The sequence below is a fragment of the Shewanella profunda genome (assembly GCF_023283765.1).
Taxonomy (GTDB): domain Bacteria; phylum Pseudomonadota; class Gammaproteobacteria; order Enterobacterales; family Shewanellaceae; genus Shewanella; species Shewanella profunda.
The window spans coordinates 1-12,844 of record NZ_JAKILG010000075.1 but is presented as its reverse complement, the minus strand read 5'-3'; the positions used below and the strand labels follow the sequence as shown (position 1 = coordinate 12,844).

Genomic DNA, 12,844 nt, shown 5'->3' with positions numbered 1-12,844 from the left:
TGTGAAGCGGTTGGCGCTGTAACACTCAACCCAGATAAGGCACCAGAAGAAGGCGTAATAAATGCAGCTTAATATTTAAACAAAGAGTGACAACTATCTTGAAAAACACCGGATACCAACATATTGAAAAATACGCATGGATATCTAGTGTTTACTCAACAATCAATACACCTTTATACATTTGCATCTGACAATGAAATGGATACTCACCCTTTTCCAGAGCTGGTAATGATATCGTCGTGGGCTTATCCAGCGCTAAATCCTGGCTAATCTCCAAGTCGGGTAGCAGGACTGTGGCTGAACATCCGGATTTATCTTGGCGTAAAAAAGTTATCTCTGTTGGTGTATTAGCCGAAATTTTAATTCGTGCAGGCGTATACACACCGTCTTTAACCAGTATCAATGTACTAGCGTCAACACTAGAATCCTTTGTCGGTTTATATAGCCAAAACCACCAAATGATAAAACCGATTAATGCGATACACAGTAAATTAATTAACATATTGAAGCTCCTAGTGTTCTTTGGCTTTAAACAAACGTAAACGGTTAGCGTTACTCACTACGGTAAGTGATGAAAAGGCCATCGCAGCCCCGGCAATCACTGGATTTAGCAAAATACCAAAAACAGGGAAAAGCACACCTGCTGCTAAGGGAATACCCGCGACGTTGTAAATAAACGCGCCAAACAAGTTTTGTTTAATGTTGCGCAGCGTTGCTTTACTAATGGCTATCGCATCGGCTAAGCCATGAAGTGATCCGCGCATTAAGGTAATATCAGCGCTTTCTATCGCCACATCAGTGCCTGTTCCAATAGCAAAGCCAACATCGGCTAACGCTAATGCGGGGGCGTCATTAATCCCATCGCCGGTCATACCAACCACTTCATTTTGTTGCTGAAGTTCAGCCACTTTATTGGCTTTATCTTCTGGCATGACTTCTGCGAAAAAATCATCAATACCGACTTTTTTAGCCACTGCGGCGGCGGTCGCTTTATTGTCCCCGGTTAACATTATCACTTTGATGCCACTGCGTTTCAGTCTCGCAATCGCTTCGATTGAATCAGGCTTTATCGGATCTGATACCGCAATAATGGCCAGTAATTGCCCTGCAAGCGCTAAATACATTGGTGTTTTAGCATTTTCAGCTAACACTTGGGCCTTAGCTTCATTGAATCCAATATCAATATTTTTGTCTTGCATTAATTTTAGATTACCAAATAATAATATCTGGCCATCCACTTCAGCTTCTACACCTTTACCTGAAATGGCATTGAAGTGCTCAGTGTTAATGGCTTCAATACCTCTATCATTCGCACTTTCAACAATCGCTTGCGCGAGTGGATGTTCGGAGTGACTTTCAATTCCAGCAGACAAGGCAAGTACCTGCTCTTCACTGTCTGTATTAACCAAAATAATATCGGTAACTTGCGGTTTACCTTCGGTAATGGTGCCGGTTTTATCCAATACCATGGCGGTTATTTTAGACGCGGTTTGCAATGCTTCACCGTTCCGAATAAGCACTCCCGATTCAGCCGCCTTACCAACGCCGACCATCACTGACATTGGCGTTGCGAGTCCTAACGCACAAGGACAAGCAATAATTAATACTGTTGTTGCAGACACGATGGCAAATACACTCGACGGCTCAGGGCCAAAGTTAAACCACACCATGGCACTGACTGTAGCGATGATCATAATGGCGGGCACAAAGTAAGCGGCTATAACATCAGCTAAACGTCCAATCGGCGGCTTAGAGTTTTGCGCCCGTTTGACCATACTAATAATGCGCGCCAGTGCAGTATCTTTACCTACACGAGTGGCTTTAAATATGATCGAGCCTGATTTATTCAAGGTGCCAGTGACCACATCGTCACCGATCACTTTTTCAACAGGCATTGGCTCACCAGTCAACATTGATTCATCAATGGTGCTGTTACCTTCAATAACCACCCCATCAACTGGGATTTTTTCGCCAGGGCGAACTTTAACGTGATCATTAAGTAATACATGAGCAATATCGATGTCGAGGTCTTTTCCATCACGGATAACCCGAGCAGTTTTAGCTTGCAAACCAATGAGACGCTTAATCGCTTCAGAGGTTTTACCGCGCGCTTTAACTTCTAGTGCTAAACCAAGATTTATTAAACCAATAATCATTGCGGTCGCTTCAAAGTAAACATGCCTTGCCATCTCGGGAAATAATTGTGGAAATGCAACTATCAACATAGAGTAAACCCAAGCAGTACCGGTACCTAAGGCAATGAGGGTATCCATATTGGCGTTATGGTTTAAAAATGATTTCCATGCACCGATATAAAAATGCCTACCTGATATCAGCATAATCGCAAGAGTCACCACACCAACCAGTCCCCACACCACTTGTTCTAATAGGGTTGATACCGTCATTTCGCCAATAAACAGTCCATAAATCATCAACGGAATACCGACGGACAGAGCGATAATGGTATGGCGTAATAAACTTTTATAATGTTGCAAATCAGCCTGTTCTTTCTCGTTCATGACATCTTCTGCCGACTCCGCCTTTATTTGAGAGGCATTGTAACCAGCGCTTTCGACCGCTTTTATAATCAACTCGGCAGATGCTTTACCGTTAACTAATACCGTTCTGTCCGCAAAATTCATCTCGGCCGAATCAACGCCTTCTACGTTGTTAATCGCTTTTTCAATTTTGCCAACACAACTCGCGCAGCCTGCGCCGAGAATATTGAGTTGTATGGGTGAGTGTGTAGTGTGATCCATTACTTAACCTCCGTTGAAGTTTCATTAACACAATGGGGAACATCTAATTCCTCTGAAACTATATCCTCTTGATTTGTATTTTCTATTAAATGGCAAATCATGTTTCCTGTAGGTATGTTGTCAGGCATTTGAGACCAATCTTGTATCGCCTTAGAAAGCTTACTTCTTAATTTCACCATTTCGTTGAACTGTTGCTCTGTTTCAAGCAGCTTTACTTTAATTAATTCGCGTACAAGTTGACATGCACTATCCCCAAGATCAGTCTTAGAAAAAATAACTTTAATATCTTCGACAGAAAAGCCTAAATTTCGAGCACTCAAAATAAATTGCATCCTCACCATATCTTTATGGTTGAATGTTTTATAACCATTATTGGGAGATTTGCTTGGATTGAGTAATCCAATTCGAGTATAAAAACGCACAGTATCAGCGGATACACCCAATTTATTAGCGAGTTGAGTCACTTTCATACGACCTCCAAACCAACGTAAGTAACTACGATAGTTCTACTATAACTCTGTGTGTTACACACAGCTCAAGAAGTATATTAGATATAAATAGGGCGCTATGATAGCGCCCTATTTATCCAATTAATGTTTCATCATTTTGCCGTGTTGTTTCATAATGATAGACATTAATTCTTCATGGTTAACCAGCTTCACTGATTCACCTTTTAAGCTAACAGAATCTATTGTGATCTGAGGGGCGTCGATAAATTTACGAGCAGATTTTGTAGTGAAAATATCCTTAGCTCTAACCTGAATATCTTCGTTCTTAGTTAAATTCAAACTCCAATATAATGCATCAGATTTTACAAAATTAGTGTCATCTGCTCCCGTTGAGTAATCATCATAAAACTGAAGTTCAAGCAAATGCTGACCAGGTTCAATGTCAATCTGTCCCTTATTAGCCACAGACTGGCCATCAACGGAAGTAAAAATAAGATAATCAGGTAATGTAATAGTAGCAGCCATTGAAACTGTGCTAGCTAAAGATAAAAGTGTAATTGCGATAAATTTTTTCATAAGAAACTCCAGAAGCTTTATGATGCTCATAAGTAAACGAGCAACGAAAATCTTTATAAATTAATAGTAAGTGATTAATTAAAATAAAGAATTAAGCAATTGGAGGGGGATTTTGACTTCCAAGCGAAGCCGGAGTTGATATCCATAAAGTTGAGTTAACTTTAGAACTTGTGAATAGAGCATTAACTAAATTTGAATCTGATAACAAAACAAATACATTAGCGACTGCATGGCAATGGCTAATACAGTGGCTTGAATCTTCGGGACAACAGTTATCAGTATCATCACAATCATTGTCCATCATAACTGAATGTGACATAGAGCTAGTTTGCATACTTGATTCAGACATTTCGCTAGACATAGCATTATTTGGCATTAATAACTGTATTATTAATGCTAATATAACTGCTAAATTTAACAAAATATTAGTCATGCAATTGTATCCAGTTGAATTATGCGATTAACCATAGCAAATTTTAAAATCAAATTCCATGACATAAGTCACAATCCTAGGTCTATTAAGATATTCAACTTACAATTATTAAACTATTCAATGAATCCTTACCCTGACATAACACTGGGGAGATGCAGACCTGGGCGGGATATGTGCTCTGTACTATGTAGATATGCCCAAGGGATATTGCAGAGAGCACAGGACTCAGGGCCACCGCATGAGTATTTTATTTGTAACCGAGCTACTAAATCCAGTCTTTAATACTACTTTAAGCATCGATGGATTCATCATGCATCGCTTTTGTTTTCTAACAATGCTTATCTTCGTCGGCTCTGCTCCTAACATATTCAAGCTCATATGATGCAGGCATGATAGATTTTCCGCCCCGTGAGCATTGTATATCAGACATACATCCTCACTCATACTGACATCAAGCACCCAGCGCATCGATTCTATGCCCTAATGTTCTCGAACGACTATCGCTGCTTGTTCGGCAATTAACGCCTCAGAACTAATATAATAACGATACTCCAGCTCGATTGGTTTTCCTTTCTCAAGGCGACAACTTTCAACCATAACGTTTTTTTAACCTTTTCCACTTTGAAAAGTCACCGACTAAGTTTTTACTATCAATAACATAGCGCTGGCGACATTCAGTTCACCCATGACCGTGCTCAATTGCGGATTTGTCCGTATTGTTGGTTTACTTGAAACTGTTTGCTGGAACGGTATATGTACAGGCTCTGTACAAAGTTTTAAGTAAATGCAGCATTTTTAAAAAAAATACTCACATACAAGATCTTAACGTATCATCATTCCGTTTCAAAAACTTGATTTTGTTACTTTATCAAAATAAATACTGTCCATTAATCTGAGCTGAAGTAAGTGCAACAGTTTCTCTTATAGAGATTTCTGGTATATCGAGCTTGAGTAAGCCAACTTAATCACATCATACCGGATTGCAGCTAACGATCATCATTAGCTAGCTCATTATTGAAGAATATTACAGTGACTGGAACAAATTTTTATTATTACTTTATTCACGTAAGTTAACTTAAACACGAAGCAATCTTTTAGCAGTGAAGGACTACTGATTACACATTAAAATTCATGTTATTAATAAACGCTCCAATATAATACATGTTGTTATTGGACCATATGTATTGTAGAAGTCCTTAAAATCAATACTCATAGCATATATGTACATAAATAACTCCTCCTAAGCCATGTACTCGTCAACGTGCCCTATATATTTGCAGTTTCCTTTTTCATCGTTAATTGATGCTCTCAAAGGCACCCAAGTAGACTTTGAAAAAGTCCGGCGTGTTTCCTTTTTTTGAAGAATCCAATCTTGATTCATTGATCATCAGTTCCTTTGGCATAACGCCACTACCACCCGCCGGACGTAGCTGGCGCGTCTTTTTGCCCTCGGCAAAAAGCGTGACAGATGCCAGAGGTCGGGTGCATGGCCTTGTTAGTTTATTTCGTTACTTCACTATAATTTTTCTATTTTCATTAATCACGTGATCAGGCAGATGACTTACATCCTTGTTTATTCGGATAATACCACGTTCCATAACTACACCGCCGCTATAGCGGTCACCAAGACTAATTCTACCAACCAATTTCAAAACTGGAGTTGTCTTCATTTCAGGAGTTTTATCTTCGTACTCTAAGACTCCACTTTCTTCAATCTGGAGTAACAATAACCAATGGAAGGTTGCAGAACCACCAGTTGACTCGTAAGCGTGAACAACATGAATACCAGACTCTGATGTTCCGAGGTATTCGTACCCGAACAGCTCTCTATCATCATCACCCGAAACCTCTATAAATTTTCGCTCTTCATATACCCGCTCTACAATTTCGCCGAAGTACCTATTACTGGAATTAGCTCCAGCAATATCGATAGAAGCTATTTGCCTTCCACTGTCTGAATACCATCCTACTAAGTCTTTCAAAAGAAGAGGATTTATCAAAGTCTCTTTTTGGAAGGAATATCCGTGTGTTTCCCACAGCTTCGCTGACGGCGAGTCACTTGTTATTACAAACTCTGGTCGCTTAGTAATTTTAAAAAGATAGAGTAATAACACCGCTAGAAATATCAGTACGGCCCCAATGATTATGCCCAGTTCATCCAGCGGATTGTTTTGTAAGTTTATTTCGTATTTTTCAGACTTGATGGAAATGCTACTTAACAGCGCTAGGAATTTCGGAGCAACAATTAGGCTCACACCAGATATGAGTGCCCCATAAATAACACGGTTCTCGATTTTTGGATTGACATAAGAATCCAATCTCGTCAAGAATATTTCTGTTATTCGCATATTCTTCCTAATACGTGCTTATAAACTAACGCCTCAAACACCGGCTTGGTGAAGTTTGCGGCAATTTTGGAACAAAATGGATGACAGCTTTACCAAGTCCGCGTACTTTGACTTGTTAGCCGATTTTAGTTTCCAAGGACTCTTTTAGAGTTAGTAATAAAGTTTGTTTTAGATAGTGGAGATTTGTAATAGTCTTCATCTAGGAAACGCAATAACTTCTTGAGGTCAGACTTATTGTCTGGGATTTTGATCAATTCATCGCCGTTTTCGGTAACGGTAATAAAAGGAATGCTAAATTCTGTAGCAACAGCTTTCATTTCATTAATTGGTACATTTTGAAGAATACCACTTTGCTGAATGAGTGATATCTTTCGCCTAACCCATGAATCTGACATTTCTAGGAGTTGACTATTATCTGCGGATTTTATCAAATCCATATTTGAAAACTCAATCACATCATCGTCGGTTGCTTCTTTGTAATATTCACTTAAATCAAAAATCTGTCTGGTATTATGGAAGCTAAAAAATTTTAATTTACCTTCTTCTAGCGTAGCGGTTAGCTTGTGGTCGATGGTAAGACCAATACCCTCTATTTTTTTATATACATTAGCTGAGTGAAAAATTGATAACCCATTCGTAGATATAATTTTTCTTCTGTCGAAGTTTTGAAGTAGTACTTTAACTCCACCAGTTTCCAGTATATAACCAGAAAATAACGCCTTTATATCATGAAAAAAATCTTCACTCGGATCAGCTAAATCCAAGCTAGTAGGGTTTCTTATGGCGCTTTCAAGATTATCAATGTCGTCATAATTCTCGATACAAAGAACTTCACCTGCATCGGGCTTATATTTTCCATCAAAGACAATTTCATCTTGCTGAAGGTCAAACGAGGATTCTTGGTCTTTTAGGTATGTCGTAAGGTCGGCCTGCACATCATTGGAAAGGTTAAATTTAACAATTCTTTTAGCTGGATCACTGGTTAATGCAAAAAGGCTAAGCGTCATGTTCTACTCCATTAGCATGCTGTTTGATATTTGTTTTACTACGGTTATGTTTTTAGGGCTTCTAATTTCTCTTCTGGTTATCAACGTGTAAACCATGCCGCTTTCTGATTCGATTTTATAGAATCTAAATTTTGCGAGGTACAAAACTGGGTGGGATGGAATATTAGAAACAACCCAAGCCACTAAAAAAATCACACCCACTGTTAATAACATCAAGCCGAAGTCAATCTCTGCAATTTTCATTATTATTGGCGATGCATAACTTCCCAGGAAGACCAACAGATAATAATCGGCAGATTCAACTTTTTTGGCCGTGAAGTTAAGGGATTCTGTCTGACCCTTAACCCAAGATAAGATCAAAAACGGAAGAGTTATCCCGATAAGAGAAATTACTATTAGCTGATACAGAAGTGCATCAACAATACCTGAATAGTACCTTACGCCAGCTAGTACAAGCAGCGTTGGTGAAAAAGCCGATACGAAGAGTATTGTTTTTAACCAGTTTCTCAAATTTATTCCTTATTCGGCTAACGTTTTAGTATTTATGCGCTGCGCTGTTTACAGGGCATAAATCGCTTGTTGGACTTGGCCGCTGCCACATCCGTGTAAATGGGTATGAATGATGCTATAGGAATTTGCTTTTTTGCGGTAGCAGTTTTTATACCATTTGATGGGTAATCACTTGATATCGTTTTAGCTTTCTCATGGTTTTACGCTCACTTTCGACTGATTATTGACCTTGGTTAACAGCATTTGGAGCCCACATTCAGGCTGATACTCGTATGACATTTTCTCATTGGCTCACATGATTGCGGTTGGATAAAACTGATAAGGCCAGAGCTCTGTAGCATTACTAAAATTGGGTCAATGTTTTGATGTTGGAGTTAGCTAGATGCCACTTTGCTAACAAGGAATGGGGCATAACTTTGTCATCACCCTCAGCAAGAATAGCCAGATTTAAATTCGACAGGTTCCGGTTCCAAGAATATACTACTAACGCTTGTTATGAGAAACGCGGCTTCGGCTCCACTCGTAGACAGATGAATTCAAATAACCCTGTTCTCTGCGCATATCGTATTGACTGCAGGTAGTGCGTAATAGGGCCACTTAATGTGGCCCTTGTCGTTTATAGAAACGCGATACTCGAGGGTGAATGAGCACGCTAGATTTGCCCTTTCAGTACAAAACGGTCCAGCATCGTTGTACCAAATATTCTCTAATCTATAAAACACTACAATATTGTCTATTTCAACAGAAATATAGTGAAATCAAGCCTACCAAGAAAGATGTATTTAGTATTGGGATAAACCATTGGCATTAATATTTAATATCTTTGACAGAGCACTGACATGGCTATAAAGCTGCGCAGAACGGACTTTTGCCTCGTGAAAAAACGGTTCGATAAATTCCTTTTGTTCTGGAAAACGCTGTATAAGACACTCAAAGACCTCCATTTCCTCAGTAGCAAATCTCAAATCAGTTTCGTACATAACCTTTTCTTTCTGCAAGACAGTCAAAAATGAATCACTTGGTTTTTTTTGGACTTTTAAGAAGCCGCCTTCTCCAGCAGCTCGAATGGTGTTCTTCACCTTAAACACAGTTTGTGAAAATAGTTTCGTTGTCGAGTATAGAGTATCTGGTGAATGTTTTTTCCCAGTTCGATACAGCAGCCTTTTCCTGACGAGAACTAATAAGCGGCGGTATACAAATTTTCGAGCTTCATCTTTGCACCATGACGTTTGCGAATCTGCAATTACTGCATCACGGAACTCTGTTACCGTAAAATGGTTCATTTTTCTAACTTTCAATAAGTTATAAAAGTGTTGATGCAATGATACGGCTCTAGACATAGTAGATTTCCCTACCAAATACTTAGGATTCCTAAGTATACTCATTACAGTAAAACTTAGACAATCTTAGTTACTCAAGGTTATCCAGATGAAATATGCGTGCACAAAGAAAATACGGTCCCAAAACGCCTTAAAGAAGCAAGAACAAAAGCAGGTATTACTCAGGCAGACTTGGGTGCAAAAATCGGAATTCACCAAAATTCTTCTAGTAGCCGTATGAATCATTACGAACTCGGTCGTCACACACCTGACATCAACACGTTACAGCGTATTGCAGACGAACTAGGGGTGCCGTTAAACTATTTTTTTTGTGAAGATGATGCATCAGCGAAACTTGCTTGTCTGATAGACCAGTTACCTAAAGAGCAGAAAATAACTTTGATAAAAAAATTAGAAGCTCAAATAAAGGATTGATTTTGAAATTTTTATTTGAAAAATTTTCATTACCCAGAAATATATGAAAAGTAGGATTTGAATTAAAACCTATAAAAATTCAAATTTTCATGAATTTGGGATTTCAGACTATCTGTGTGTAAATAGCTCCCCATACTCATTCTAAGGAAAATCATCAGACTCTTACTGACTGTAGGAATGAGGCTAAAGCACGTTAAGATTGAGAGCTATTACCACTAAGAAATCTAAGATTAACGCAATGCAACCTCCAACGAGGGTCTGCCAAACATTTTCATAAAGTTGTATGTTCCGTTAAATCTCATAAGTCTGTCTTCACGTGACAACACAGCCAATTATATTCATCCTAAAAAATATTCTGTCGCTTTACCTATTTTTTCACGTCCGAGTATTCCAGCAGTAACCATGTCATCAAGTCTTTGCTTAACCGTGTTATAACTAAGCCCCAGTAGTTTTTCGACCTCTCTGGCTGTAATCGTCGGTTTATTTCGATAACGAGGCTCTCCAGCAACAAAACCAATAATTTTTTTCTCAATATCTTCTAAATCCGAATACTGCTCGGCTAATACAATCATTCGATATGGAGCACGCTCATATGCAGAAACAAATTCAGTAATGGCACGATTGATAACACTTAACTGATATCGAATAAAATAGGTTAAATCTAACTTGTCATGCTCACAATCCAGATAGCTCTGACCGTATTTGATGGGCGATTTTTGCAACAGCGCTGAAATCGCAATATAGCGGAAACCCGTATAGCCACACTTAAACAGATACCAATAAAACAAAGCTCTTGCTATCCGTCCATTACCATCACGGAACGGATGAACATAGCCAATGACAAAATGAAGAGTAATGGCCTGTATAACCGGGTGAATGTGATCGTCAGTCGAATTTAGCCAATTTACGACGCGGGATAATAAGCACTCAATAGCATCATGCTTTGGTGGCTGATGAACGACCTCACCATCAGCGTTCACAACCGCAATATCATCAGTGGTTCTAAACATCCCAGATGTGTAGTTTTTCTGCTCTAAGTGTTGCGTACCTATTCTATGTAAGGTTTTTATCAAATCAATACTAAATGCCTCATCCTTGAGGTCCCACGCTGCATTCATTAAGTCAGCATTCCCAACAATCATCCGCTCACCATCAGTACAAGGCCTACGCTTCTTTCGGAGCATTTCTTTCGCAATCAGCGTCGTTGTTGCTGCACCCTCTAGCTGACTACTTGATATAGCCTCATCATCAATCAAATTATTTTTAAAGTGCTCAAAATGTACGCCTTCTCCAATTTGCTCAAGCACCCCAAGCATCGCACTATGCGTGGTGTAGCGGTCAATCTGTGACAAAACCCGACTAAACTCATGCAAGTGATTAAATCGGCAATATGTCATGAAGTCAGGAGATTGCGATAGCGCTCGGTTTACGGACTCAGGCAGGTTTAGTGGTAACGGTTTATTTTCTAACGGGTTGAGATTGATTAGGGAACTGTCTCGATGTAGCCGAACTAACCACCAACAGAAATTAACATTTAGGCTAGGCTTAACGCTGCGTCTAAACTCATCAAATGAATGATACTCGATATGAAATGAGCTGATGTAATCCATGTATTTATTAGGATCATCGCCATGATTACGGATCTCAAATACAACATCACTGATAGTGCTAAACGGACACTCAGGCGGTGATAGATACTGAAATGACATAAACTTATCTCAAAAAGTCTAGTTATTGAGATAAGATTAATCAAATTGGTACAATTGGACTAGCTTTTATTTCACAGAACCTCATTCTCAACTTTGCAATTGCAACGTGGTGTTATTTTATTTTCTAAACTTAATGTGCACCCTCTACTCCTGATTCGATCAGTTCCTGTGAATAGCACACAAGAACCGGAACACACTAAATTTTTTGTCTAAATAATCTAAAGATGAAGGTCTCTTTCGCATTAAAACATTAATTTCACCGTATTATCTGAAAGATGAAGGACTCTTTCGCATTAAAGCATTAATTTCAACCGAATTATCGGAAAGATGAAGGTCTCTTTCGCATAAAATCATTAATTTCAGACGAATTATCGGAAAGATGAAGGTCTGTTTCGCATTAAAGCATTAATTTCATCGAATTATCGGAAAGATGAAAACCTCTTTCGTAGTCCAATCAAATCCCTCCAATAATTCAGAAAACACAAAGTAGATCTTCATGACAATCGGTATTTCAGGTTAGAAAGCCACAAAAGATGAAAGAATGCTTGTCAAAAGGAACTGGTGACCCCAAAACATGAAGAAACATCCCATTTCCTTTCGGCACCGTTGACGGTTACGTACTGCCTAAATCGACTAAAGATGAAAATTTCTTTTGCAGTCCCCACCTTATCCCAGCAATAAAAATAAGGGGTAGATCTTGCCTTATTGCTTTTATGTAAGACAGTAGTTAGCGTTACAGCAACTTGTAAACACTGATTGGGGAAGTTCTGTACTAACACGGGCACTAATTTTCAAGAAAATTCTCCATACTCAATTTTAAGAAGTAAGTCATCAAGCAATCTACGACCATCAGGTGAACTAAGTAACTCATTGGGTTTCCTGTTCCCAAGCGCGGGAATATTACTGTTGAACAGTTGTTCAGCAAGGACGAGGTCACCATCGTAAATATCACATGCTCTTCGAAATAATTCACTCGCACTTGGAGCTTCCGTAACCATAATTAATTGTCTCCACTTTAAAAAGGTTCTGAGTATTGTAATTACTACCAAAAACAAATGTGACTTATGAAAACTTAGTCTTATGGTGTCACCATAAAACTTAGTCATATGGTGTCACCATAAGACTCCATTGAGAAAAGTACACTAATGCTATCATTCAAATATAGTAGAGTGTTTGTTACCCTGATTAAACGTAACCGTCTAGCGAACCACACCTCGCATCATTAATCTGCCTATTTGAAAATACCTGCTCAATGATAAATTTGGAGCAGGTGATGAAAACATACAGAACAACTACTCA

The 12,844-nt window shown here is 38.8% G+C and carries 12 protein-coding genes and 1 pseudogene; 1 reads left to right on the top strand and 12 read right to left on the bottom strand.

Going from position 1 to position 12,844, the window contains the following annotated elements:
- Nucleotides 1-151: 151 nt before the first annotated feature.
- The 10 genes and pseudogenes from L2744_RS20795 to L2744_RS20750 all read right to left on the bottom strand — a co-directional run bounded on the left by L2744_RS20795 (nucleotide 152) and on the right by L2744_RS20750 (nucleotide 9,422).
- Nucleotides 152-502 (bottom strand): cupredoxin domain-containing protein, encoded by a 351-nt coding sequence (locus L2744_RS20795; RefSeq protein WP_037425971.1) that lies wholly within the window; start codon nucleotides 500-502, stop codon nucleotides 152-154.
- Between the two features lie 10 nt (nucleotides 503-512).
- Nucleotides 513-2,759, bottom strand: a complete 2,247-nt coding sequence (locus tag L2744_RS20790) for a heavy metal translocating P-type ATPase (RefSeq protein ID WP_037425974.1) — start codon at nucleotides 2,757-2,759, stop codon at nucleotides 513-515.
- Nucleotides 2,759-3,229: a MerR family transcriptional regulator gene (locus L2744_RS20785; RefSeq protein ID WP_037425976.1), complete on the bottom strand. Its 471-nt coding sequence runs from the start codon at nucleotides 3,227-3,229 to the stop codon at nucleotides 2,759-2,761. The genes L2744_RS20790 and L2744_RS20785 overlap by 1 nt, the downstream gene beginning before the upstream one ends.
- 120 nt (nucleotides 3,230-3,349) lie before the next feature.
- A complete protein-coding gene (locus tag L2744_RS20780) occupies nucleotides 3,350-3,784 on the bottom strand; it encodes a DUF2057 family protein (protein WP_037425979.1) in 435 nt (144 codons plus the stop codon).
- 91 nt (nucleotides 3,785-3,875) lie between these two features.
- Nucleotides 3,876-4,217: a hypothetical protein gene (locus L2744_RS20775; protein ID WP_083848295.1), complete on the bottom strand. Its 342-nt coding sequence runs from the start codon at nucleotides 4,215-4,217 to the stop codon at nucleotides 3,876-3,878.
- A 225-nt stretch (nucleotides 4,218-4,442) separates the two neighbouring features.
- Nucleotides 4,443-4,914, bottom strand: a pseudogene (locus tag L2744_RS20770) (ISAs1 family transposase); the annotation flags it as partial.
- A gap of 811 nt (nucleotides 4,915-5,725) precedes the next feature.
- Nucleotides 5,726-6,565: a hypothetical protein gene (locus tag L2744_RS20765; RefSeq protein WP_248993662.1), complete on the bottom strand. Its 840-nt coding sequence runs from the start codon at nucleotides 6,563-6,565 to the stop codon at nucleotides 5,726-5,728.
- Nucleotides 6,566-6,690: 125 nt separating this feature from the next.
- The gene (locus L2744_RS20760; RefSeq protein WP_248993661.1) at nucleotides 6,691-7,572 is read right to left on the bottom strand and encodes a Kiwa anti-phage protein KwaB-like domain-containing protein; all 882 of its coding nucleotides are present in this window, start codon (nucleotides 7,570-7,572) and stop codon (nucleotides 6,691-6,693) included.
- A gap of 3 nt (nucleotides 7,573-7,575) precedes the next feature.
- A complete protein-coding gene (locus tag L2744_RS20755; RefSeq protein ID WP_011495051.1) occupies nucleotides 7,576-8,082 on the bottom strand; it encodes a KwaA family protein in 507 nt (168 codons plus the stop codon).
- Nucleotides 8,083-8,864: 782 nt separating this feature from the next.
- Nucleotides 8,865-9,422, bottom strand: coding sequence for a VspR family transcription factor (locus L2744_RS20750; protein WP_248993660.1), 558 nt, complete (start codon nucleotides 9,420-9,422; stop codon nucleotides 8,865-8,867).
- Between the two features lie 99 nt (nucleotides 9,423-9,521).
- On the opposite strand from L2744_RS20750, the gene L2744_RS20745 reads away from it, so the two are divergent.
- Nucleotides 9,522-9,836, top strand: coding sequence for a helix-turn-helix domain-containing protein (locus tag L2744_RS20745; RefSeq protein WP_248993659.1), 315 nt, complete (start codon nucleotides 9,522-9,524; stop codon nucleotides 9,834-9,836).
- Nucleotides 9,837-10,174: 338 nt separating this feature from the next.
- Here L2744_RS20745 and L2744_RS20740 read toward each other — a convergent pair whose 3' ends face one another.
- Entirely contained in the window at nucleotides 10,175-11,545 is a 1,371-nt protein-coding gene (locus tag L2744_RS20740) for a Fic family protein (protein ID WP_248993658.1), read from the bottom strand.
- Nucleotides 11,546-12,336: 791 nt separating this feature from the next.
- Nucleotides 12,337-12,543, bottom strand: a complete 207-nt coding sequence (locus L2744_RS20735; RefSeq protein ID WP_006083699.1) for an antitoxin Xre/MbcA/ParS toxin-binding domain-containing protein — start codon at nucleotides 12,541-12,543, stop codon at nucleotides 12,337-12,339.
- Nucleotides 12,544-12,844: the final 301 nt, after the last annotated feature.

Excerpts from the sequence above, each read along its gene's own strand:
- L2744_RS20795 (WP_037425971.1), bottom strand. The coding sequence starts at position 502 with ATGTTAATTAATTTACTGTGTATCGCATTAATCGGTTTTATCATTTGG.
- L2744_RS20790 (WP_037425974.1), bottom strand. The coding sequence starts at position 2,759 with ATGGATCACACTACACACTCACCCATACAACTCAATATTCTCGGCGCA.
- L2744_RS20785 (WP_037425976.1), bottom strand. The coding sequence starts at position 3,229 with ATGAAAGTGACTCAACTCGCTAATAAATTGGGTGTATCCGCTGATACT.
- L2744_RS20780 (WP_037425979.1), bottom strand. The coding sequence starts at position 3,784 with ATGAAAAAATTTATCGCAATTACACTTTTATCTTTAGCTAGCACAGTT.
- L2744_RS20775 (WP_083848295.1), bottom strand. The coding sequence starts at position 4,217 with ATGACTAATATTTTGTTAAATTTAGCAGTTATATTAGCATTAATAATA.
- L2744_RS20765 (WP_248993662.1), bottom strand. The coding sequence starts at position 6,565 with ATGCGAATAACAGAAATATTCTTGACGAGATTGGATTCTTATGTCAAT.
- L2744_RS20760 (WP_248993661.1), bottom strand. The coding sequence starts at position 7,572 with ATGACGCTTAGCCTTTTTGCATTAACCAGTGATCCAGCTAAAAGAATT.
- L2744_RS20750 (WP_248993660.1), bottom strand. The coding sequence starts at position 9,422 with ATGTCTAGAGCCGTATCATTGCATCAACACTTTTATAACTTATTGAAA.
- L2744_RS20740 (WP_248993658.1), bottom strand. The coding sequence starts at position 11,545 with ATGTCATTTCAGTATCTATCACCGCCTGAGTGTCCGTTTAGCACTATC.
- L2744_RS20735 (WP_006083699.1), bottom strand. The coding sequence starts at position 12,543 with ATGGTTACGGAAGCTCCAAGTGCGAGTGAATTATTTCGAAGAGCATGT.